Genomic DNA, 23,530 nt, shown 5'->3' with positions numbered 1-23,530 from the left:
TCAAGCTGTTGCAGCCGTGCTGTCGAGAGGTGTCTGGGGCGCCACGGGCGTTTCCGGTAGCGCGATCGGCCCGAAGTGGGCGAGGGCGCCATCGTTGAGCACCGCAATCAGGTCGGCGCCTTGAATCAGGTCGGGGCGGTGCGTGGCCAGGATCACGGTGCGGCTGCCCTTCAAGCTGGCCAGCAGGCGCAGCAGGTAGGGGTCAAGCGCGGGATCGCGGTCGCCGATCGGGTCGTCCAGCAAGACCAGGGGCGGGTCACCCAGAATGGCGGCGGCCAGCTGCACGAGATAGCGGCTGCGGGTGGCTTCGCGGTCTTCGCGCCAGGGTTCTAGGCGCAAGTCCAAGGCCTCGGTGCCGGAGTTGGCTCCGAAGAAACGCCACCAACTTTCGCCGCCAACGCGGGCCAGGGCGGCGGCCAGCTCGCTGTCCATGCTGCCGGGTCGGCGCAGGCTGACGGCTTCGCGCACGGTCAGGGGCAGGCTTTGCGTCATTTGCGGCAGATAGCCGTGCCAGGCGCGGTAGTCCACCGGATCGAACTGGCGAATGTCGCGGCCAGCAATACGCACCCGGCCGTTTTGCGCGGGGCGAACCCCGGCCAAGACTTCCAGCAGCGTGCTTTTTCCCGCGCCGTTGGGCCCGACCACCACCAGCATCTGGCCAGCTTCCACCGCAAAGCTCACGCCGGCCAGGGCTGGCTCCCGGTCCGCACTGTGGCGGTAGTAAAGCCTATCGGCTTCCACGGCGGGAGTCAGCTCGGCCACCGCCGAGGTCAGCTGTGGGTTGGAGGCTTCGCCCGGCGTGGCCAATAGGCGCTCAAGTTGGCGGCCGGAATCGAGCAATTGCTTGACCCGCACCTGGCTGGCAAAGAACTGCTGCGCCGGTGTGGTGACGCGCCAGATCAGCATCATGGCGGCGATCAGCCCGCCGGTGCTCATGCTTTGCGTCAGCACCAAAGAAATGCCCACGCCCATGGTGCACAGCACGATCAGCATCGAAAGCGCTTGGCCGACGGTTTGCGTCAGCGCATTGGCCAAGGCGTAGTCGCGGTTCAGTGCCACCGACTGCGCGACCAACTCGCCCAGATGCCGGTTCCACAGCGCGGTGGCTGGAACGCCCCGCAAGGCGCGCAGCCGGCCACTGACCACCCCGGCCATCTCACCCAGGTGCCGCGAGATCCGGCCGACGGCACTCGCCCGGGCATTGAGCAGGGTCGAGAGCGGCCAGGAGAGCAGGGCGAACAGACCTAAACCGACGATGGGCACAAAGACTATGGGCCCACCCAGCAGCGCAATCACCAGCAAAAAGATCAGCACGAAGGGGTAGTCAATATTGACCGCGCCGCCACCGCCGCCGAACCATTGCCGCACGCCTTCCAGGGAACGCAGCCGGCTCAGATTGTTTTCGAGCCCCAGGCGCGCTGACACCTCGAGCGGCAGGCCAAGAGTCTTGGTCATGGCCAATTGGCTGATGCGAACGCCAGCCCAGCCGCTCAGCTTCGCCAGCAAGCTGGCACGCGCCATGCGCAAGCCCCAGGCACCGCAGATGGCGATGACCGCGCCGGCCGTCAGGGTCCAGAGCGTGCCTCGGGCGCCACTCGGGATCACCGTGTTGTAGACGAACATGGTGAACAAAGAGATCACCAAAGCCAGCAGATTGGCCGCCAGGCTGACCCACATCAGCCCGCCAATCTCACGCCGGGCGGCCAGGAACAGGCGGCCGAACCAGCCGGTTTGAGGTGCGTCCAGGGGCTGATAGGTGGCGTCGGCCTGCACCAGCAGCAAGGTGTCGCCTTTGGCGGGTGGCGCTCCTTCGCTGGCCGTTTGGCCGTCATGCCACCAATGCTTGCCTTCGCTGTGGCCCAGGTAGACGCGCGCCGAGTCTGCCGCTTGCACGATGCTGCCGACCGGCAAGGTCTCTAGCTGGCCGGGCCAGCCCTTCCAACTGCGGCGCCGCAGCTGATAACCCAGATGGCTCATGAGCCGCGTCAAGGCATCGGCATCAAACAGGCTGCTCTTGGGCGGCAAGCCGCTGAGCAGCCGCCGTGGCGCACCCATCCAGTTCAGTGTCACTAGCAGCGGCGCGACGCAGGGTGCCAAGGGTGATTGGCTCAGCCGGGCGGTGCCGAGCACGGCGTTGATGGCCGCGATGCGTTCTTGCTCGCTGCCGATGCTGATGCTGTGATCAAGCGCGCTCATTGCACACCTCCCGAGCGCTTGAGCACCAGGCTGCGATTGCAAGCCGCAATCAGCGGCTCTTTGTAAGTTGCGATCAACACGGTGGTCTTGCCTTGCATACCGGTCAAAAGGGCGGCGAGCCGTTTGACACCGTCGAGGTCAACGCCGCTGGCCGCGTGATCCAGCAACAGAATGCGCGGCTGGCACAGCAGGGCGCGCACGATGGCGATGCGTTGATAAATGCCCTCGTCAATCTGCTCGGCGCTGCCGGGGCCAACGTCGGTGAGCACGCCGTTCTTGAGCTTGTCGAGATGCGCTTGCAGGCCCAGGGCTTCGCACAGCGGCTGCACCGAGGCGTTGAGGCTGGCGTTGTACAGGGTCAAATTGTTGAGAATCGAGCCCGGCACCAGGGCCAGTTGCCGGGTGACCAGAGCCACGCTACCGCGGTAAGCCTCATGGCTGTAGGCGGACGGCGCGCGCCCATCGACTTGCACCTGAACGCCATCGTCAAGGCTCAAACCCGCGATGGCGGTCAGGAGGCGCGAGGCGGCTTGGGTATCGTCGGTTTGCAGGTGCACGACTTCGCCGGGGGCGAGGGTGACGGGGCCGTCTAAGAGGCTGGGCGCGTCTAGGCGGAGTTCGCCTTGCTCGATGCTGAGCTTGGCCGCCGAGGCAAAGCTTGGTGCGTCGGGCAGGTTCAACAAGTCATCGACCTGAGCTTGGGCTTCGCCCAGGCGCGCTCTTTGCGACCAAAAACCCAGGCTGGACATGGCCGGGCCGATGGAGCGGCCGGCCAGCATGGTGCAGGCGGCCAGCGCACCGGTGGTGAGTTGGCCGTTCATGACTTCCGTGGCGCCAAAGGCCACCACCAAGACGGTGGACAGCTGGCCAATGGCCGCCGCGTTCTCGCGCAGCCAGCCCAGCCGGGCTTCGAGTTCGGCGTTGACGGCCATCGAGTGTTGATTGATGTCGCGCCACAGCGCGGCAAGGCTGAGTTCGGCGCCAATCGCTTTCAAATAGCGCAGCGCGCCAAAGACCGACCACACAAAGTCTTGGCGTTGGCGATTGACCTGCTCCGCATCGCTGGACCAACGCTCGATCTGCGGGTTCCAGACCAGCGCAAAGCCTATGGCCACAATGAAAAGACCCAGCGGAATGAGGGCCAGCCAGCCGCCGACATAGGCGATTAGGGCGACGTACAGCGCCACAAAGGGCAGTTCGTAGAGCGCCGCGCCGGCTTGGCCGGACCAGAAGTCACGCACTTGGCCGATGGCGCGCAAGGCATCGCTGATGGCGGGGGTGCCGCGCTTTTCCAGCTGCGCAATATCGGCCAATTGCAGGCGCTCCAGCGCGGCCATGGTGGCTTGCGCCTCGTAGCGGGCGCCGATATTGGCGAACAAGGCCTGGCGCCCGTAGCGCAACACGGCTTCCAGCAAGATCGCGACACCGACCCCAATCACCAAAAACACTGCCGTACCGTAGGCTTGGGCGGGCAGGATGCGGTCGTAAATCTGCAAGAGCGCCAGTGGCAGCGCCAGGCCCAGCAGGTGCATCACCAAAGAAACCAAGAGGATGTCGGGCCGAAACAAGCGGGGCCGACGAGTTGGGCTGGGCCGGAGTGGTGTCGACGGGTGGATGGCTGTCATGGATGGGCTGATTCAATAGAAGCAAGGACCATTGGCGCAGGCGCGAGTTTGTGTCGACGAGTGCTTTGCCAATATAGCAATGAACCCATGTCCGCGACCTGCGCGCAGGGGCTCAACACGCTTAGCGGCGCGGTCTTCTTGGCCTGCTTTTGTGAGACTGTGGCCGGCAGTACACAGCGGTGTATGGGCTTGCGCCGCACATCACGAAGCGTTGCTGGCTCCGCCGCTGGCAATTTCGATCTGACGCGCCTTCTCGGCCATATCGTCATCACTGTCTTGATAGCGGGCGGCAATGGCGATGAAGGTGGATTCGATGGCCTCGAAGGCATCGACCAGTAGTGGGTCGAAATGCGTGCCGCGGCCTTCGCGGATGATGGTCGCTGCTTTCTCGTGCGTCATCGGCGCCTTGTAGACGCGTCGGCTGATCAGGGCGTCATACACGTCGGCCAGTGCCATCAGGCGGGCCGAGAGCGGAATGGCCTCGCCGCTCAGGCCTTCGGGGTAGCCGCTGCCGTCCCATTTTTCCTGGTGGGCGTAGGCGATGTCCTTGGCATGGGCCAAGAAGGGCACGTTCATGCCGAGCTCTTGTTCGGCGCGGATGATGGCGTCGCGGCCCAGCCGGGGGTGGGACTTCATGATCTCGAACTCATGCGGCTCGTAGCGGCCGGGCTTGAGCAGGATGCGGTCGGGGATGCCGACCTTGCCGATGTCATGCAGCGGGGCGGACTTGAACAGCATGTCGATGGTGTGATCGTCCAGCTGCGCCGCATAGGGCGAGTCTTTTTGCAACTGCAGGGCCAGGGCCTTGATGTAGTGCTGGGTGCGGCGGATGTGGTTGCCGGTTTCGTTGTCGCGGGTCTCGGCCAGCGAGGCCATGGCCATGATGGTGACGTCTTGAATCGCCGCCACCTCGCGGGTACGCCGCTGCACCTCGCTTTCCAGATAGGCATTCTGGTCGCGCAGGAAGTCGGCACTGGCCTTCAGCGCGAGTTGGGTGTGCACGCGAGCCAGCACGATGGGCGGGCTGATCGGTTTGGTGATGTAGTCCACCGCACCCAGGTCGAGGCCGTGTTTCTCATCCTCGATCTCGTTCTTGGCTGTCAGGAAGATCACTGGGATATGGCGCGTCTGTGGCGCCGCCTTGAGCTGGGTGCAGACCTGGTAGCCGTCCAGGCCGGGCATCATGATGTCCAGCAAGATCAGGTCGGGCGGGTTGGCGCTGGTGGCGATCTTCAGCGCCTTCTCGCCGCTATTGGCGACCTTGACCTTGTAGAGGTCTTTCAGCAGCTCACTCATCAAGCTGAGGTTGTCGGGCGTGTCATCGACTACCAGGACGGTGGCCTTGTGCTCGGCCAGCAAGTTATCCATTTGCTTTTTCTCCATTCAATCCAGGGGATGACCGGCTTGCTCGGCTGCGGTCTTCAGCGCTGCCAAGGCCTCTTCAAAGTCATAACCGCCAATGGCCGCTTCCAATTCTCGATAGCGCTGACCCAGCAGGACTTGCAGGCTGGCCTTTTGCTCGGCAAACAGTTGGCCGGCCTCGGCGTCATCGTCGGCCAGCAGTTGGGCCAGGCGCTCGACCAGTTGCTGGCTTTCATCGCTGCCCCACTGGATGTCGGCGGCGGGAGATGCCGCTTCTGAGTCCTCATCCAAGCCTTCGTGCAAGGCGGCCATCAGGCTCGCCAAGCTCGCTTCAAAGTCGACCAGCAAGGGGCGCAAGATGGCTTCAGGCTCCCGCTTGGCCAAGGCCTGCTCCAAAGTGGCCGCCGTGGCCTGCACCGCGTCGGCGCCGATATTGCCCGCCAGGCCCTTGCTGGTGTGGGCCAGGCGCTCGGCTGTTGGGAAGTCGGCCTGCAGCAGCGCCGCCTGGATTTGCGAGGCGGCCGTGGCCTGGTTGGTCAGATAGCGTTTCAGCGTGGCGAGATAGCGCTCGGGCTTGCCCAGCACGCGGCGCAGGCCGGATTGCACATCCAGGCCCGCAATCTCCGGCAAGGTGATCGCCGAAGAGGCTGAGGCTGAACCTGCCAGCGGCTGGCTTGAATCGGCCGCCGGCGCCGCGCCAGCCGAGTTCATCGCCTCTGCCACCTGGGCTGGTATCCAGTGCAGCAAGGCCGCCCACAGCGCGTCCGGCTCAATCGGCTTGCTCAGGTGATCGTTCATGCCGGCCTGCAGGCAGCGCTCGCGGTCGGCCTGCATGGCATTGGCGGTCATGGCCAGCACGGGCATATCGGCCAGGGCAGGGCGCTCGCGCAGCAAGCGGGTGGCGGTCAAGCCGTCCATCACCGGCATTTGCATATCCATCAAGACCAGGGCGTAGGGCTTGTTGGCCAGCATGTCCAGGGCGATGGCGCCATGCTCGGCCACTTCGACCACAAAGCCCGCATCGGTTAGCAGATCGGAAATCACCTGCTGGTTGAGCTCGTTGTCCTCCACCACCAAGATGCGGGCGCCGCGCCGGCTTGCCAACTGATGCAGCAGGGCGTCTGGACCGCTCGCGTCTGGCGAGTTGCTGGCGGGCTGCGCGTCGCTCAGCAGGCGAATCGCGGTGTCGAACAGCATGGAGGCGCTGACCGGCTTGATCAGCACATCCTCGATCCCGGTGGCGCGCGCCTGGCTGACCACTTCTTCGCGCCCATAGGCCGTCACCATCACCAGCTTGGGTGCGGCAACTTTTTGCTCGGCTTGCATGCGGCGGGCAGCCTCGATGCCGTCCATGCCGGGCATTTGCCAGTCCAGCAGCACCAATTCGAAGGGGTCGCCACTTTCCCGGGCCTTGTCGACTTCCTCTAGCGCCTCGGGGCCGCTGGCGGCTTGGGCGACGCGGAAGGTCATGGATTCCAGCAGATCATGCAGCACGCTGCGGGCGTGTGCGTTGTCATCTACTACCAGCACCCGGCGGTCGCGCAGATCGGGTTGAGGCATATAGCTGGGCGGCAGGGCTTGGCTCTTCTTGAACTCAGCGGTGAACCAGAAATTGCTGCCGACGCCGAGTTGGCTGCTCACGCCGGTCTGGCCGCCCATCAGCTCGGCAATTTGCTTGCAGATGGCCAAGCCCAATCCCGTGCCGCCGTATTTGCGGGTGGTGGAGCTGTCGGCCTGCTGGAAGGCTTGGAAGAGCAGGGCTTGTTGGGCCTCGTCCAGGCCGATGCCGGTGTCCTTGACGGTGAAGCGCAGCCGCAGGCGATCGCCCAAGTCTTGCTCGACCCGAACGACGATGCTGACCTCGCCCACCTCGGTGAACTTGATTGCGTTATTGGCGAAGTTGACCAGCACCTGGCCAAGCCGCAAGGGGTCGCCGCGCAACATGGCCGGCACATCCTTGGCCACATCAAAGAGCAACTCCAGGCCTTTGTTGGAGGCCTTTTCGCCGACCAGATTGGCCAGGTTGTCGAGCACCTTGTCCAGCTCGAAGTCGAGTTCTTCCAGGCTGAGTTTGCCGGCCTCGATCTTGGAGAAGTCGAGGATGTCATTGATGATGCCCAGCAAGTGGCGGCCCGCCTGCTGGATCTTGCTGACATAGTCCATCTGCCGCGGGTTGAGCCCCGTCTTCATCGCCAGATGCGACATGCCGATGATGGCGTTCATTGGCGTGCGGATTTCGTGGCTCATATTGGCCAGGAAGTCGGCCTTCATCTTGGCGGCTTCTTCCGCCAAGTCGTGCGCCTGCTTCAGCGCCAACATGGCGGCGTGGCGCTCGGTGCTGTCATAGAACCAGGAGATATGGCAGGGCTGATCCTGATAGTCCAGATTGAGCGCATTCAACAAGACCCAGAAGGCCTGGCCGTCGGGTCGATGGAATTGCACTTCCTGGTCCAGCACATCTACGCCCGTGCTCAGGGTCTTCAGAAAGGCGTCGCGAGAGCCAGCCTCGGTCCAGAACTCGGCGAAATTGTGTTGTTTGACTTCGTCTTCGCTCAGGCCCAAGAGGCGCGCCAGCTGGCGATTGCAAAAGTGCACCACGCCGTCCTTGCCCACGATGCCCACGCCGATCGGGCTGTCTTGCAGAATGGCCAAAAGCCGGGCCTCGTTCTCGGCCAGCTGCGCGGTGCGCTGCGCGACCTTGGCTTCCAAGGAGTGATTCATTTCCGCCAACTCGGTGGTGGACTGCAAGAGCCGCTGGCGCATGCCTTCTTGCGCGTCCACCAGGCTTTGCAATTCGGCAAAGCGCGCGTCGATGCGAACCGGGTCTTTGAGATCCATGCGGCCGATGCGGCGCGATTCCTTGGCCAGGGCTGCCATTGAGCGGCTGAGCTTTGTGGCCATGCGCCGGGCCATCACATAGCCCAGCACGCTGAGCGCCGCCAGCATCAGCAGCGCTTGGGCAATGAAGGCGCCGCCGATGCTGACAAAGTCAGACTCCGGCACCACGGTCATAACGATGTATTCAAACATGCCAGGCTTGCTGGGCCGCTGCACGCGGGCAAACCAGACGGCGTTGTTTTCCGCCGGCACGGCAAAGCGCAGCAGGCCGATGTCCTTCATGCCGCCTTGCTGCCAGGTCGCGTAGGCCGCACGCAAGACGTTGAAGGGGGTTTGATCGATGGGCACGAGCACCAGCTTCTTGACCGCGTCGCGCGTGGCCGTGCTGGGGTGCAGGGGCACGCCAATCAAGCGGCCATCGGCCATCAGTACGGCGGCTCGCCCGGACTTGCCGATGCTGAGCTTGCTGGTGAAGTCGGAGAAGTCCTGCAAAGACAGGTCAAAGGCCAGGATCAGTAACTGGCCATTGGGGTCATGCCAGCGCATCGCAGCGGACACCACCGTTTCACCACTGACGCCGTTGAGGTAGGGCGCGGTCCAGACCAAGTGATTGTCCGCTTGAGCCCCTGAAGCGGCCTTGAACCAGGGCTGCTCTTGGGGCTGATAGTCCTGCGCGTCAATCCGCTCTTCGCTTCTCTTCAGACCCGTGTCGTGTGTCAACCAGCGGTGTTTGTGTTCCCCATCCGCCTTGACGACGCGATTGAGCCAGCCGCGATCCTCCTCCAGTTGGTGCAGGCTCAATTCCCGGCCCTGCGCGTCGGCTAGGTGAACCGTATCGACCAGCGGGTGCTCCAGCAGCAGCTGCTTCAGGATTTGATTGAAAGCCATGGGCTTGTCGATGTCGAGCAAGCCGCTGCGCCCCCAGCCGCCGGCAATCACCGCCAGCTTGTTCAAGCTCGCGGTGGCTTCGTTGATGCGGGCCTCCACCTGGCTGGACGCGCGCTCGGCATCGGCGGCGGCCAAATTGATCAGCAATGGTCGCGCCTGCAAGAAATAGAACAGCAAGCCAAAGGATGCAACCGCCACAAAAAGCAAGCCCAGAATCTGCGTTGCCAGGCGCAGACGCAGCGTTGGAAGCTTGTGTGCAGCGGGTTCCAAGTCAGTGGTTTCTGGCGCTTGCATCGTGGTTCGAGCTAAGAGGGTGCTGGGCAGTATTTCATAGGTCTAGGCCGCTTCGCCCCGAGCCGTCGTCGCGGCTTTGTTCTTTTTATCCTTGGTGCCTATTCCCACTGTTTCGGTGATGGCTTTCGCATCAATACGCTTGGGCCTCGATGGTTTGTTTGACCCGCCCCAGCGCGTCGCGCAGCACCTCCAGCGGCACCGAGCCGAGGGCCAAGCGCAGCGCTTGCGGGGCGGGGCCGGTCGAGAAGGGCTGGGCTGTTGCGACCGAGATGCCTTGGGACAAAAGCGCCATCGCGACTCGGTCGGCACGCTGCTCTTCCCGCAGCGGCAACCAGGCGAAGTAGGACGCGGGGTGGCGGATGCAGCCCAGGTCGCCCAGCACCTGGCTGACCAGGCTTTGCCGGGCCTGGGCATCCTGGCGTTTTTGCTCCTCCAGGCTGGCCACCGTGCCGTCCTCCAGCCAGGCGCAGGCGATCGCCGTCATCAAGCCCGGGGCATTCCAGGTGGTGGCGCGGATGGCGCGTTCGATCTGCACCAGCCACGGCGCCGGTGCCACCACAAAGCCAACCCGCAGCCCGGCGGCCACGTTCTTGGACAGTCCGCTGACATAGACCGTCAGCTCAGGCGCCAGCGTCGCCAGCGGTGGCTGGGCATGGCGTTCAAGAAAGGCATAGGCCGCGTCTTCGATGATCAGCAGGCCATGCTGCCGGGCCACCTCGACCAGGGCCTGCCGGTGCGCGCTACTCATCACCCAGCCCATGGGGTTGTGCAGGGTGGGCATGGTGTAGATGGCACGCACACGGCGGCGCTGGCACAGGGCGCGCAAGGCTTCGGGGTCAGGGCCTTGGCCGGCGGCCGGCAGGGGGGCCAGCTCCAGGCGATGCGTCTCGGCCAGCAGCTTGAAGCCGGGATAGCTCAGCGCATCAATCGCCACCAGATCGCCCGGCTGCAGCAAGGCCATCACCGTGGTGGCCAAGCCATGCTGCGCGCCAGTAACTAGGGCGACTTGCTCGCCATCCACAAATAAGCCGCGTTGCTGCAGATGCCGCGCCGCCGTCGCCCGTTCATGCGCGCGGCCACCATGCGGCGAGTAGCGCAGCAGCGCATCCAGATTGCCGGCCGTGGCCAGTTGGCGCAGCGCGCTGCGCAGCAGTTCCGCCTGGCCCGGCATGGCGGGGTAGTTGAAGTTCAGATCGAGCATGCCGTCGGGTGTGGCCTGCTGGTCCAGCCCATGCGCTTGCGGCAGCTTGGCTTCGCGCACAAAAGTGCCACGGCCGGTTTCGCCGCTGACCAAACCCATGGCCTCTAACTCCGCATACACACGGCTGGCGGTGACCAGGGCCATGCCTTCGCTGCGCGCCAGATCGCGGTGGGTGGGCAGTCGGGTGCCGGGGGCCAAGCTGCCGGCCTGAATCTCGGCCGCAAAGCGGTCGACCACTTGTTTGTACCGGGCGCGCACCATGGGCAATGTATCCATGACAATTAATTGAATGTCATCATTCTCTTGCCTAGCATGGCCGCAGGCAAACCCCTCAAACCCGAAGTGGACGCCAGGCCATGCACCAGGAAAGCTCCGCGCAAGCGGGCTCGAGTGATATGGCGCCAAGGGAGCGCGTGTGGTGAAGCAGCAAGAACAAGAGGGGCAGAACGCCTTGGCCCCGCGCCTTGATGGCGAACACGAGGGTGAACGTGAGGGCGGGCCCCATGTGAGCCTGCGCGGCTGGGTCAATGGCTTTATCGGGGTGCTGATCTTCAGCGCCTCCTTGCCGGCCACACGGGTGGCGGTGCAGGAGTTCTCACCGCTCTTTTTGACGGCGGCGCGGGCCAGTATTGCTGCCTTCTTGGCCTTGGGCCTCTTGCTGCTGTTCAAGGCGCCGCGCCCGGCGCGTCAGCAATTGGGCTCGCTGGCCCTGGTGGCGTTCGGCGTGGTCTTGGGCTTCCCGATCTTGACGGCGCTGGCCTTGCAACACCTCAGTTCCGCCCATTCCATCGTCTTCCTCGGCTTGCTGCCACTGGCTACCGCCGCCTTTGCGGTGCTGCGTGGCGGTGAGCGGCCCCGGCCGGTGTTCTGGGTCTTCTCGATTTTGGGCAGCGCCTTGGTGGTGGGCTTTGCATTCTCCCAAGGCTTGAGCGCGGCGCCTGTGGGTGACTTGCTGATGTTGCTGGCGATTGTGGTGTGCGGCCTGGGCTATGCCGAAGGCGCCAAGCTCTCGCGCACCTTGGGCGGCTGGCAGGTGATCAGCTGGGCCTTGCTGCTGGCTTGGCCCTTCATGGCGGTGCTGGCTTGGCAGACTCAGCCGGCGCAGTTCAGCGGCATCTCAATGCCGGCCTGGCTCAGCCTGGGCTATGTCTCGGTGTTCAGCATGCTGATCGGCTTTGTCTTCTGGTACCGCGGCCTGGCCCAGAGTGGCATTGCGGCCGTGGGCCAGTTGCAGCTCTTGCAACCCTTCTTCGGTTTGGCCTTGGCGGCCAGCTTGCTGCATGAGCAAGTCAGCCCCGGCATGCTGGGCGTGACGCTGGGGGTGATTCTTTGCGTGGCCGGGGCCAGAAGGTTCTCGCGCTAGCTTGGCCTCAAGCCTGCACGCTGCGCAAATCCTGGGCAATGCGCCCGCCCTGCAGGGCGATGACGCGCTGGGCGGCGGCGATGGTCTCTGGCCGGTGGGCGATGACGATTTTGGTCAGCGGCAGTTGGCGGAGTGAGGCATTGACCTGGCGCTCCTTGTCCACATCCAGGGCGCTGGTGGCTTCGTCCAGGAACAGGAACTGCGGCTTTTTGTACAGGGCCCGGGCAAGCAGCACGCGCTGGCGCTGGCCGCCGGAGAGGCTGTGGCCCATATCGCCAATCAAGCTCTGAAAGCCCATGGGCATGGCGGCGATGTCCTCGAACACGCAGGCCAGGCGGGCGCATTGCTGCACCCATTCGGCGTCGGCATCGGGGTCGAAGAAGCTGATGTTGTCGGCAATGCTGCCGGCAAAGAGCTGGTCGTCTTGCATCACCGTGCCGATGCGTTGGCGCCAGGCCGCCGTACCAATTTTTTCCAACGGCTGCTCACCCAGCAGTATGGCGCCCGACTGCGGCGCGTGGATGCCCAGCATCAGCTTGAGCAAGCTGGTCTTGCCGCAGCCCGAGGGGCCGATGATGGCCACCGACTCGCCCGGCTCGATGCGTAGCGAGCAATGCGCCAGCACCAGCGGCTCGCCATCGGCGTAGCGGAAGCTGACATCGCGCAATTCCAGCGCGGCGCTGTCTGGCGGCGCGGCGACTAAGGCTTGTTGAGCAGCTTCGGGCGGCGTCAGCACGATGTCGGCCAGGCGTTCGCCCTGCAGGCGCAGCATGCGCAGCTCCACCGTTTTGTCGATCAAACCGGCCAGGCGCAGGCTGAATTGCTCTTTGTAGGCCAGAAACGCGAACAACATGCCCACCGACAGCTCACGGTCCAGCACCAGCAGGGCGCCCAGCCATACGATGGCCACCCGCTCCAGCCCGAACAAGAGCTTGTTGCCCACGCCCATCCAGAGGTCGAGGCGGCGGATGTGGATGCCCGCGTTCATCTGCTCCACCACCAGATTGGCGTAGCTGGCGCTGCGCTCGGCCTGGGCGTTGAAGAGCTTGATGGCCTGGGCGCCGCGCAGCGATTCAAGAAAGTGGCCGTTCTGGCGCGCTTCGTGAACCAGGGCCTCTTCCGAGGCTTCGCGCAGCGGTCTGAAGAAGGCCCAGCGCAGCCCGGCATAAGCGGCCACGGCCAGCATTGCCACGGCGCTCAGGCGTGGGCTGTAAACCCACATCATGGCCAGCGTCAGCAGCACCATGGCGCCGTCCAGCAGCGCTTCGGCGAACTGGGTGGAGAAGGCGCGTTGAATCGTCTGCACGCTGCCGAAGCGCGACCAGATATCGCCGATCTGGCGCTTTTCAAACCAATCCAGCGGCAGCCGCATCAGATGCGCAAACACCTGGCTCAGCCACTGCACATTCAGCGTGGCCGAGAGATAAAGCACCGCCCAGGAGCGCAGCGCCCCCACGCCCACCTGCAAGAGCACCAGCAGGCCAAAGCCCAGGCCCAGGGTGACCAGCAGGTCGCGGTCGGCGCTGACCAGCACCCCGTCCACCACCCATTGCAGCAAGAAGGGCGACAGCAGGGCCAGCAGCTCCAGCGTCAACGCCAGGCCCAAAACCAGCGCCAGTGAGCGCCTCAGCCCGGTGATCCGCCCCAGCAACTGCCGCCAACGCAGTGGCGCTGGGCGAGGCTGTGGGGCGAAGTCAGCGCCCGCTCGCAGCTCCAGCGCGATGCCGGTGAAGTGCTTGGACAAGTCCGCCAGCTTGAGCCTGCGGCGGCCATGGGCCGGGTCGATGATGTGGGCCTCGTCGCCCTGCACCCGCTCCAGCACCACGAAGTGATTGAAGTCCCAGTGCAGGATGCAGGGCAGATGCAGCTGGGCCAAATGAGCCGGTTCGGCGCGCAAGGCCCGGCTCGTCAGCCCCAGCTGCGTGGCCATGCGCACCAGATCGGCCATGGTGGCGCCCTTGAGCGAGAGCGAGAACTGCGTGCGCAGCTGGCGCAAATCGCAGTGCCGGCCTTGCGCGCTGGCAATCATGGCCAGGCAGGCCAGGCCGCATTCGGCGCCCTCGGTCTGCAGAATGACTGGCATTTGGCCGCGGCCGCGCCAGCCCAGGCTCAGGCGTTCAAGAAGGCGATGCGAGGACGAGGAGGCTTCAGACACGTTGGGCAAGGCTCAAGATGGGCTCAAAAATCCACTCGATCAGGCGGCGCCGTTCCAGCATCACATCGGCATCCAGCTGCATGCCGGCGGCCAGGGGCTGGGCCTGGCCATAGGCCGACACGGTTTGCCGGTCCAGCTTGACGGTGATGCGGTACAGCGGCTCGCTGCCCGGGCCTTGGCTCAGCGCGGCGGGCAGGTTCAGGCCGGCCAGCTCGGCCGGGCTCAGCGGCGTGCGTGAGACCTGCAGCACGCTGCCGCTTTGCTGACCGAATTTTTGATAGGGAAAAGCTTGATAGCGCAGTTGCACCGCCTGCTGCGCGCGCACAAAGCCAACCGCGCTGGAGGGCGCGAACAGCTGCGCCAACATCTGCGTTTGCGCCGGCAGCAAGCTGGCTAGAGGTGCGGCGCTGCTGACGCTTTGCCCCGGCTCGACCTGCAAGGTGGAGACGACGCCGTCGCTGGGCGCGCGCAGCACCAGGCGGCGCCGGCCTTCCGTTTCCAGCCCCTGCTGCTGCAAGGCGGCGAGGTCACGGCTGATCTCGCCCTGCAGCACTTGGCTGCGCAGCGGCAACTCCCGCGCTTGCGCATCCACTGTTTCCAGATCACGCTGCAGCGCTTCGCGTTGGCGCTCCAAGGCTTGGGCCTGGGCGCGCAGGCCCAGCAATTCCTCGCGCTTGCTTTGCACTTGGGCGGTGGAGATGAACTGATCGTTCTTCAAGGCCTCCAGCCGCGCCAGCGCCTCGGCGGCCAGGCTCAGGCGTTCGGCATGTAGGGCGCGCTCGTCCTGCAACTGGCGTAATTCGCGCTGCAAGCCCAAGCGCCGCTGCGCCAGGGCGCTTTGCTGGGTTTCCAGCAAGCGCTGTTGTTGCTCGGCCGTCTGCCCCAGGCTTTGCTGGCGGGCGCTGAGGTTTTTGGCGATGTCTTCAGGCGCCTGGCTGGCGCTGTCCAGGGCCAGCACAAACAGCACATCCCCTTGCTTGACCTGCTGGCCTTCGCTCACCAGCCGGCTCAGCACCGTGGCGGTTTGCGGCGCATTGATGCGTAAGACGCCGCGGTCGGGCACCAAATAGCCGCTGACCCGCGCCTTGCGGGTGTATTCGGCCGTGCTCAAAAACACGCCGACCAAGAACAAACTGCCCACGGCCGCAGCGGTGAGCAGTTGGAGCGACAGCGGTGGCAGGACTTGCACCTGACCCAGCCAGCCTTTTTGTTCTTGACCAGCCAGGGCTTCGGATCTGAAAAGCATGCGGACCTAGAAAAAGCGAACTCCGCTCTTGTGTTGGGATACCGCGCTGGCGGTATCGGCTGGGGGTGGCTGCTTACCAGCCGCCGCGCGGTGTCGGGGCTTCGGCTTCAATGGCCAGCACGGTGGTGGGTTCGACAATCCAGCCGCCGCGTGGGGTGCCGCCAGAAACCTGTTGCAGCAAATCAAGGCTGATTTCCACTGGGCCAACATCGGTGTTCGAGATTGTTGCGACAGGGGTTTGGTCTTGGGTGTTCATGTGGGCATCCGTTTGTTGAACTCACTCTGTTGAGTGCATGAGTTGAATTTCAACAGACCGATGCAAGTGAGGTAACTGTCAACTCTGACACTTGTCAGCGTGACTGGCTTGGCATTAATCGGGGAAAAGTGTGCTCTATCTGATCAGACCGAAACGCAGTGCCTTCAGCACCGCCTGATGTTTGGTCGTGCAGTCGAGTTTTCGCATCGCATTGCTGATGTGAAGAACCGCTGTTCTTTCCGAAATACTGAGGATGGTGCCGACTTCCCAGGCGGTCTTTCCGTCCATCGTCCAACGCAAAGCTTCAAGCTCGCGAGGCGTGAGGTGCATTTTGGGCGATAAAGCACCTTGGGATTTTGGCAAGACTACCCGCCAAGCCGCCTCTTGCGCGTAAACGGCAAATAGTTGTAAGTCGGCGACCAGCCGAGTCAGCTCGACAGCGTTGCTCGGCAGCGGATCGCTCCGATCCATGCCAAACATGAAATGCCGACCTTCTGGCATGTGGAGGGCGAGAGCGATGCCGGTCCTGTAGCCAAACTGTGCCTGTTCTTCCCAGAGATCAGCCTGACCGCAGGACGCGTAAGTAGTCTGATTCCAGATGATGGGGACGCTTTGGCGTTTGCAATGCTGAGTGACTGGGCAACGCCGCCAAGTGTCGCGATCTTGGAAATGGGTGGAGTAGGAGTCCGGCGTGTTGTCCACCGTCTCAAAGTCGGAAACGCCCAGGGTATGGTCGACCACCACCGTGGCTGACACCGTCGCAAAACCCAGACCCTGCGCAAAGCGAATGATTTCGCTGCGGAACTGATCACGGGATTGGGCCTCGAGTACCGATTGGTAACCCCCCTGCAGCATCGCTTTCGTCCAAATTTAGGCGGGTCGTTCGTGATGCATCGAACGAAAGTGCCGTTGTTCCCTGACAAGGTTTACAGCTATCGAATTACGACAAGTGTCATCACACTTGTCATATTCCAAGCGTGAGCGCTTGAGCTTTTTTCCCTGCCTCAATTTATTGAATTGTTTTTATGACCCCAGCTTGGATTGTGTACGCGTGGCCACGAGTTTTGTGTAAGGTATTGCATGTGCACCAACTACAGTTCGCGCATTTGAGCACTCAAGTGTTGGTTGCCGGCGACGCTAATCGCCCAGCTTTGGGGCAAACCCTGTGGCAAGGTGACGACGGTAGCTCGCGGGCCGGTGTGGCCTGGGATTGGGTCAGCATGTCGGAAGGGGTGGTGGCCATGGTCGACCCGATGGCTTTGATCACCAATGTGCAGTTCTTGACGCCCGCTGGTGAAGTGCTGGCGCCATTTGAATCAGCGCGCCAGCTCAACGAGATCGTCCATGCCTTGCCTTGGCAGCATGAGGTGCAGCGGGCCTTGTCCGGACTGCACTGAGCCGGGTCCGTTCCGGGAGACTTTGGAATTCAGCTGAACGGCACGTCACCGATGCGTTTGAGCGCGCAAGCCTCAACACTTGATCCATAGCGTCACGCGAGTGCCGCGACCGAGTTCGCTCTCGATCTGCATATGGCCGCCCATCAGATCCAGCAATTCGCGGGCGATGCTGACGCCCAGGCCGGTGCCGGGGATGTGGCCGGAGGTGTCGACACGGAAAAAGCGCTCGCCCATGCGCGCCAGGCTTTCGGCTGAGAGGCCAATGCCACGGTCCTCGACCTGCACGCCGAAATGCGGCCGGCCTTCCGGGCCTACTGCGGCATCACTGGCATCACCGCCATTGCCGAGCCGGATTCCGTTGGCAATGCGCTTGCCGGTGGAGGCTGGCCGCTGCGCTTGCAGCAAGCGCACCGTCACCAGCCCGCCCTCGGGCGAGTATTTGTAGGCATTCGATAGGGTGCCCAGCAGAATCTGCTGCATCTTCTGACGGTCGATGCACACCAGCATCGGCGGGTGCCCGGCATCGCGCGCCTCCAGCTGGGGCGGCTCGCGGCCTTGCGGGGGTTTGAAATCGTTGAGCGTTTCGGCCACCACCGTGGCCAGGTCCAGGGTTTCGAACTTGAAGTCGCTGGCGCCGCGCGCCTCGATGCGGGCCAGGTCCAGCAGTTCGTTGAGGATATTGATCATCAACTGGCATTGCCGGTAGATGCGCGCCAGCATCGACTGACGCTTGGCCTCGCTCATCTCGCGTTCCAGCATCAGCTCCACATAGCCAAAAATGCTGGTCATCGGCGTGCGCAGTTCATGCGCAGCCAGGGCCAGGAACTCTGACTTCATGCGGTCCACCTCATGCTGGCGGGTCACGTCACACACGTACAAGACCCGGCTGACCCTGGCCGATTGGCTGTGCTGGCCACTCAGCGCCAATACGCGCGGGCGGTCGCCGATCAAGCTCAGGCTGGTCTGGCGGGCTTGCTTCTGAGCATTGAGTGGGTCTGGCGGCGCGAAGCAGGCGGCTAGGCCTGCGAACTCCTCGGCATCCTGGGCGCGTGCCAGCAGCAGGGTCTCTAGATGCGTGTCGGTCTGGCCCAGCAGTTCCTCGGCCTGCAAGCCGGTCAAATCAAGAAAAGCGCGATTGGCGAATTGCACCTGGCCGTGCTGATCAAAGGTGAGCAGGCCGTCGCGGCTGAGCGCGAAGATGGCGCTCAGCTGCTCGTTCTGCGCCTCCATCTGTGCCTTGTGGGTTTGCTGGCGCTGCATGCTGTCTTTCAGCACGATCATCTGCTGGAGCAGCAAGACCGAGGCCTCGTTGAGGGCGCGGCCGAGTTCCACAAACTCAATCGGCCCGGCCTCAACGGGTTCGGTCAGGCCGCGAGCATCGGCCAGCTCACTGGCGAAGCGGCGGGCATTCTCCAGCGCGCGCATCGGCCGCTTCAGCAGGGCGTGCAGCAGCATCATGCACAAGACCACCAGCAACGCAGCCACGGCCAAAGTCTCGCGCCAGACCTGGGCCTGAACTTCCCGCAGGGATTGCAAGTCATAGTCCAGCTTGACCCAGCCCAAATGCCGCCCGGCCATCACCGGCTGCCAGATCTCGAGGTGTTTGCCATCGTCGGCGAGCTTGGCGCTGAACAGCGGCTGGGTCGGCAGCACCATGCCGGCGCCATTGCTTTTGCTCTCGGTCACCTGGGTGGCTTTGGGCGTTCGGTGCAGCTGCGCCATCACCTGACCTTTGAGGCCCAGAATGCTCAAGGCGCCCACGCTGTCAAAGCTGGCATAGCTTTGAATCAAGGCTTGCAGCTCGATATAGCCCCTGTCGCTGCGCAGCAATTCCGCCGTGGCCACCGCCAAACTATGGGCCAGCATGGCGGCCTGTTCGCGCTTGTCCTGCAGGGCCTGATTGCTTTGTCGTTGCGCGGTGATGGCGCCTTGAATGGCGGTGGCCAAGACCAGCAAGACCGACATCAGCAACATCAGCCGATGTTTGAAATGCCGAGGCCAAAGTCTGCTCAGTGCCAGGTTCTCAGCCATTGTTGCTTGCCCGAGCCCGGCCGTTCAGTGCAAGTGGGGCCGCGGTGGCAGGTGGCCTGTCGCATGGCGCGCCGCGCAGCCTGAAGCTCTGCGCATAAACGCGTCAAGCTGCGAGCAAGTACTGGACAAGAACATGCAAGCCTCCCGAAGCTCGGTGCGCACTCTGATCCTGGGCGCCAGGGGCGGCAAGCAAGGCCTGGCCCGAGCACAAATTTGACCGGCATCTTTTGCGCGGCAGATGCCGAACCATTATGTGCATGAGCCTTGGCTCAAGACAATGGCCAGCATTCCCGTACCTGGCTCCAAGCCGGTGCGGCGCTAGCCTAGCGCCGGGTCCGCACTGACCGAAAAGGGGCGGCACGCGCCCTTCTCAGTGTTGAGTCGAGCGCTACTTGGCCACCGCGCCGCGCATCGAGCGCGCCACAAAGATCAGGCTGGTCACCGTCAGCAACAGGCCCACCAGCACGCCGGGCAGCACCTGGGCGGCGGTCAGTGCCTCGCCCTTGAGCACCAGCATCATCAAGGTGTTCTGCGACAAGCCTGGCACCCATAGATACCAGGGCGCGTCGCCGCCCGGGTTGAGCAGGCTGACCATGGGCGCCAGCGCCACCAAGGTGATCACCAGGGTGCTGCTGGCCTGCGCCTCTTTGAAGCTCTTGGTGCGAATCGCCATGGCCATCAGCAAGGCGCCAATGCCCGCCGCCAGGGGCAGCTGCAGCAAGAAGAACACCAGCACCTCGTAACTGCCGAACTGGAACATGGCTTGCAGGCTGTCATTGCCCAGCAGCCACTGCGCCGGCAAAAAGCTGAGGTTGGCCAGCATGGCCACCGCCAGACCCAAACAGGCCACCGCGCCCCATTTGCCTAGCACCAGGGCGAACTGCTGCACCGGGTTCATCAGCAGTGGCTCCAGCGAGCCGCGCTCTCGCTCACCGGCGGTGCTGTCGAGGGCGGACGTTAGCGCGCCGTACAAGACCGCCATGATGATGAACATGGGGATCATGCCTGTGATGCGGGCGGCACGCGCCTGGGTGCTGGCCAGATCACGTTCCTCCACCAGAAGCGGTTGCAGCAGCTCGGTGGAAACGCCGCGCAAAGCCAGGTTGAGCGAGGCGCGTTCGCGGTTGAAGCCGCTGAGCAAGCGCTGGATCGGCGCCATGCCCGCGCCGGCGCGCTGGTTGGCGCTGTCGCTCACCAGCTCCACCGTGGGTTGCTCGCCGTGCAGCAAGTCTTGCTCAAAATCCTTGCCGATTACCAGCACCGGCTCCAGCAAGGTGTTGGCGCGCAGGCCGGCCTCGTAGTCTTTGGGTGCTTCCTTGATGGTGTAGGTCTGGCGTTCGATGTAGTTGCGCAGAGTGGGCGCGTGTTCCATGCCGGCCACCAGAATTTCGCGCTTGTCGGCACGGGTTTCCAGCGAGGAGATCAGGCCCGAAATTGCCAGCAGCATCAGCGGCCCCATCAGCACGGCGGGAACCATCAGGCGCAGCAGGGTGCGGCGGTCGCGCAAGGCGTCGATCACCTCTTTGAAGAACACGACGCGGAAGTTGCGCCAGAGGCCGCTGGCCGCCTTGTTCGTGTTGTCTTTGTTCTCGGTCCTCATGCGGCCACCTCTTCAGAATTGCCAAAAGCCAGTTTCACGAACGCGTCTTCGAAGCGGCGCTCACCCGCCAAGTCCAGCAGCTCGGGCACCGAACCTTCGGCCACGCTGCGGCCCTTGGCCACCACCACCACGTGCTCGCACAGCTGCTCCACCTCTTGCATGATGTGGGTCGAAAAAATGATGGTCTTGTTGCCGCCAGCGACGGAGCGCAGATGCCGCAGCGCCTCGCGCAGCGAGCGGGTGGCCAGCACATCGAGGCCGTTGGTGGGCTCGTCCAGCACGATGTTGGCGGGGTCATGCACCAGGGCGCGGGCCAGCGCGGTCTTCATGCGCTCGCCCTGGCTGAAGCCCTCGGCGCGGCGGTCCAGAATGTGCGTCATGTCGAGCAAACGCGCCAGTTCAGCGGCACGGGCGCTGGCAGCGTCTTCCTCCATACCTTGAAGGCGGCCGAAGTAAATGATGTTTTCGCGCGCCGTCAGGCGCGGGTAGAGGCCGTGGGCGTCGCCCAGAATGCCCATGCGGGCCAGCGCCTCGCGCGGCTGGCTGGCCACAGCGATGCCGTCTACCGTGATGCGCCCGCTATCGGGTTGGAACAGGCCACCGAGCATGCGCAAGGTGGTGGTCTTGCCGGCGCCGTTGGCCCCGAGCAAACCGGTAATGCGGCCGCTTGGCGCGATCACCGTCACATTGCTGACCGCATGCACGATCTGCTTGGGCACGCGCTTCAAACCCAAACCGGCGAGCAGGCCTTGCTTGCCGCCCACGCCGGAGCCACCGGGGGCAACAAACTGTTTGCTGACGTTTTCGATCTCGATCATGAGGCTTCCTTGGCGGTGGCGGCTGCCTGTTGTTGCTGCTGCTGCGGCTGAACGGGCAGGAAGGCAGGCGGGCGTGGAATCTTGATGGCGCAGCTGGCGTCCTGGGGCAGGGCGGCGCTGTCGGTTTTGGCGTCGATAAAGCGGAACAGCAGCTCGCGCATGCAGCCCAGGCCCATCACGCCGTGGCCGGCCTCGGGCACGACGATGTGCTGGGCCTTGGCACCCAGGGCCTTGGCCGCACGTTCACCGTGGCGGGGCGGGGTGGCGGGGTCGGCGCCGCCGCTGAGCAGCAAGACGGGTGACTGCGCCGGCGGCATGTTGTAGAAGGCCTGCGGAACATTCGCGCGGGGCCAGTTCTTGCACACCTGGGTGTAGAGCTGGGCGTCGTTCAGGCCAAAGTCGGCGCCGGGCTTGTCACTGGCTTGGGCCAGCCGCGGCACATCTTCGGCGCACACCACCGAGAAGTGCATGCCCTCTGCCAGCTTCATGCTCTTGGCCGAACCGAGGCTGCCGCTCAAACCCAGCAGGCCCTCGAACTGGCCCAGATGCGCGGCGTGAATGGCGGCTGGCAGGGCGGCGGCCAAGGCTGGCGCGTAGAGCGGCGTGCGCACCGCTTGCAGCAGCTGGGCGCGTTCGAGCGTGAAGCGCTCGGCCTGGCCGGTCAGCGGATGCTTGACGCTGATGCTGCGCGGCAGGCTTTGCAGCAGGCCTTGCCATTCCTGGCGCAGCTGGGGGAATTGCTGCGCGCAGCTTTTGTCTTTGGCGCAGAAGTCCAGCATGGCGTCGAGCGCGGCCTGGCCGTCAACAGAGAAGCTGGCCGGCAACACCATGTCCGGCGGGGCCACGCCATCGAGCACCGTGCGCCGCACCTGGGCCGGGAACTGGCGCTGATACTCCAGCGCCGCGCGGGTGCCGTAGGAGCCACCGATCAAGTTCCATTGCGGTGCGCCCAGGGCCTGGCGCACGGCCTCGAAGTCTTGCACCGCGATGCTGCTGCTGTACTGGGTCAAATCACCGTGTGGCAGCTGGCTCAACTCAATCCTGCATTGCTCCAGGCGTTTAAGCATGGCTGCGCGGTCCAGCGCTTCGCTCAGCGGCAGCTTGCTGGCATCGGCGCATTGCAGCGGGGCGGACTTGCCGGTGCCGCGTTGGTCGATGAAAACCAGATCGCGCCGATTGTTCATGCGGGCCAGGCGGGGCAGCACCATGGGCGCCACGCTGATGGCGCTTTGGCCGGGGCCGCCGGCCAGCATCAGCACCGGGTCGGGCTGCTTGTTGCGCGCCATGGCCGGCACCACCAGGAAGTGGATGTCGACCTGCGTGCCTTGGGGCTTGCTGGGGTCCAACGGGCGCTTGATGCTGCCGCATTGCAATTCGTTGGGCACGCCCTCGACGCGGCAGGCTTGGGTCGTCGTGCGTTCGGCGGTGGCGGCGGGGCTGGCCGTGGCTGCCTGGGCGGCGGCTGCTGCCATCGTCAGGCTCAGCAGGCCGCTCGTCCAGTGCCGCCGGCCGCGTTGGCGGGCTAGTCTTCTCATGCCATTCATCTGCTTGTTCTCCACTCCAGCTTGGGATGGGGCGGATTATGGGCACGCTGCTCGGGCCCACAAGGCATAGGCGTTCAATGGGCAATTGCGCGGATGAATGGCCCTTTGCCGGGATGAATGGGCCGGTGCATACCGTTCGCGCTGGCCAGGCGGCAGTCTGTCGCATGGGCTGGTCGGCGGCGGCTGAAAGCTTTAGGCTAGCGTCATCAACATCAATCGGAGGGTTGTTTCCATGTCCATCAGCGACGAGCTGGCCAAATTGGCCGAACTGCACGACCGTGGCACTTTGTCGGCCGAGGAATATGCGCGCGCCAAAGAGCGGGTGCTGGGCGGTGGCTCAGGCGGCAATGCGGGCGCCTCGGCAGGTTCTGACTATTTCGCGAGCAATGGCATGCCGGCCATCAACGAGTTCAAGCGCAGCCGCGACGACCGCTGGCTGGGCGGCGTGTGCGGTGGCTTGGCGCAACTCACGGCCACACCGACCTGGCTGTGGCGGCTGATGTTCAGCTTGCTGACCATCTGCGCCGGCAGCGGCGTGCTGGTCTATCTGCTGCTGTGGATCTTTGTCCCGGAAGAATCTTAGGACTTGCGTGACAGACCGCCCGAACGGAGCGAAGCGACGTGAGTAGCTCTGAGGCCGCACAGCCAAGCCGGAAGGCTTGGCTCGGCTGCCGAAGGACTTGCCGCGATACCAGCGGCAAGGCTGTCACCAACTG

Annotated in this window: 16 protein-coding genes; 3 read left to right on the top strand and 13 right to left on the bottom strand. The window is 64.2% G+C overall.

Annotated features, from left to right (window positions below; genetic code table 11):
• The 5 genes from AABB87_RS00080 to AABB87_RS00060 all read right to left on the bottom strand — a co-directional run bounded on the left by AABB87_RS00080 (position 1) and on the right by AABB87_RS00060 (position 10,665).
• Positions 1-2,196 carry an ATP-binding cassette domain-containing protein gene (locus AABB87_RS00080; protein ID WP_341969035.1) on the bottom strand — a complete coding sequence of 732 codons (2,196 nt, stop codon included), beginning with the start codon at positions 2,194-2,196 and terminating at the stop codon, positions 1-3.
• A complete protein-coding gene (locus tag AABB87_RS00075; protein ID WP_341969034.1) occupies positions 2,193-3,764 on the bottom strand; it encodes an ABC transporter transmembrane domain-containing protein in 1,572 nt (523 codons plus the stop codon). The genes AABB87_RS00080 and AABB87_RS00075 overlap by 4 nt, the downstream gene beginning before the upstream one ends.
• 258 nt (positions 3,765-4,022) lie before the next feature.
• Complete coding sequence (locus AABB87_RS00070) at positions 4,023-5,189, bottom strand: response regulator (protein ID WP_445944817.1); 1,167 nt, start codon at positions 5,187-5,189, stop codon at positions 4,023-4,025.
• Between the two features lie 15 nt (positions 5,190-5,204).
• Positions 5,205-9,203: a response regulator gene (locus AABB87_RS00065; RefSeq protein ID WP_341969031.1), complete on the bottom strand. Its 3,999-nt coding sequence runs from the start codon at positions 9,201-9,203 to the stop codon at positions 5,205-5,207.
• Between the two features lie 130 nt (positions 9,204-9,333).
• Positions 9,334-10,665, bottom strand: a complete 1,332-nt coding sequence (locus tag AABB87_RS00060; RefSeq protein WP_341969665.1) for an aminotransferase-like domain-containing protein — start codon at positions 10,663-10,665, stop codon at positions 9,334-9,336.
• Between the two features lie 244 nt (positions 10,666-10,909).
• Here AABB87_RS00060 and AABB87_RS00055 point away from each other — a divergent pair, with 244 nt between their 5' ends.
• Positions 10,910-11,767, top strand: a complete 858-nt coding sequence (locus AABB87_RS00055) for a DMT family transporter (RefSeq protein ID WP_341969663.1) — start codon at positions 10,910-10,912, stop codon at positions 11,765-11,767.
• A gap of 7 nt (positions 11,768-11,774) precedes the next feature.
• Here AABB87_RS00055 and AABB87_RS00050 read toward each other — a convergent pair whose 3' ends face one another.
• The 4 genes from AABB87_RS00050 to AABB87_RS00035 form a co-directional block, all read right to left on the bottom strand.
• A complete protein-coding gene (locus AABB87_RS00050; RefSeq protein ID WP_341969661.1) occupies positions 11,775-13,922 on the bottom strand; it encodes a peptidase domain-containing ABC transporter in 2,148 nt (715 codons plus the stop codon).
• Positions 13,915-15,168 (bottom strand): HlyD family secretion protein, encoded by a 1,254-nt coding sequence (locus tag AABB87_RS00045; RefSeq protein ID WP_341969029.1) that lies wholly within the window; start codon positions 15,166-15,168, stop codon positions 13,915-13,917. The genes AABB87_RS00050 and AABB87_RS00045 overlap by 8 nt, the downstream gene beginning before the upstream one ends.
• A gap of 73 nt (positions 15,169-15,241) precedes the next feature.
• Positions 15,242-15,424 (bottom strand): hypothetical protein, encoded by a 183-nt coding sequence (locus AABB87_RS00040; RefSeq protein WP_058721388.1) that lies wholly within the window; start codon positions 15,422-15,424, stop codon positions 15,242-15,244.
• Between the two features lie 135 nt (positions 15,425-15,559).
• Positions 15,560-16,279: a helix-turn-helix transcriptional regulator gene (locus tag AABB87_RS00035; RefSeq protein ID WP_058721389.1), complete on the bottom strand. Its 720-nt coding sequence runs from the start codon at positions 16,277-16,279 to the stop codon at positions 15,560-15,562.
• 251 nt (positions 16,280-16,530) lie between these two features.
• Here AABB87_RS00035 and AABB87_RS00030 point away from each other — a divergent pair, with 251 nt between their 5' ends.
• Positions 16,531-16,821 carry a hypothetical protein gene (locus AABB87_RS00030; RefSeq protein ID WP_058721390.1) on the top strand — a complete coding sequence of 97 codons (291 nt, stop codon included), beginning with the start codon at positions 16,531-16,533 and terminating at the stop codon, positions 16,819-16,821.
• 72 nt (positions 16,822-16,893) lie between these two features.
• Here AABB87_RS00030 and AABB87_RS00025 read toward each other — a convergent pair whose 3' ends face one another.
• From AABB87_RS00025 to AABB87_RS00010, 4 genes are all read right to left on the bottom strand, one after another.
• Complete coding sequence (locus AABB87_RS00025; protein WP_341969026.1) at positions 16,894-18,795, bottom strand: sensor histidine kinase; 1,902 nt, start codon at positions 18,793-18,795, stop codon at positions 16,894-16,896.
• A gap of 445 nt (positions 18,796-19,240) precedes the next feature.
• Entirely contained in the window at positions 19,241-20,452 is a 1,212-nt protein-coding gene (locus AABB87_RS00020) for an ABC transporter permease (protein WP_341969025.1), read from the bottom strand.
• A complete protein-coding gene (locus AABB87_RS00015; protein ID WP_341969024.1) occupies positions 20,449-21,270 on the bottom strand; it encodes an ABC transporter ATP-binding protein in 822 nt (273 codons plus the stop codon). The genes AABB87_RS00020 and AABB87_RS00015 overlap by 4 nt, the downstream gene beginning before the upstream one ends.
• The gene (locus tag AABB87_RS00010; protein WP_341969022.1) at positions 21,267-22,805 is read right to left on the bottom strand and encodes an alpha/beta hydrolase; all 1,539 of its coding nucleotides are present in this window, start codon (positions 22,803-22,805) and stop codon (positions 21,267-21,269) included. Before AABB87_RS00010 ends, AABB87_RS00015 begins: the two co-directional genes overlap by 4 nt.
• 241 nt (positions 22,806-23,046) lie before the next feature.
• Between AABB87_RS00010 and AABB87_RS00005 the strand changes: the two genes are divergently transcribed.
• Positions 23,047-23,397: a PspC domain-containing protein gene (locus tag AABB87_RS00005; RefSeq protein WP_341969021.1), complete on the top strand. Its 351-nt coding sequence runs from the start codon at positions 23,047-23,049 to the stop codon at positions 23,395-23,397.
• Positions 23,398-23,530: the final 133 nt, after the last annotated feature.

It is taken from the genome of Roseateles sp. PN1 (genome assembly GCF_038419725.1).
Lineage (GTDB): Bacteria > Pseudomonadota > Gammaproteobacteria > Burkholderiales > Burkholderiaceae_C > Paucibacter_A.
The sequence above is the reverse complement of the archived record's forward strand: the minus strand, read 5'-3'. Positions and strand labels throughout refer to the sequence as shown.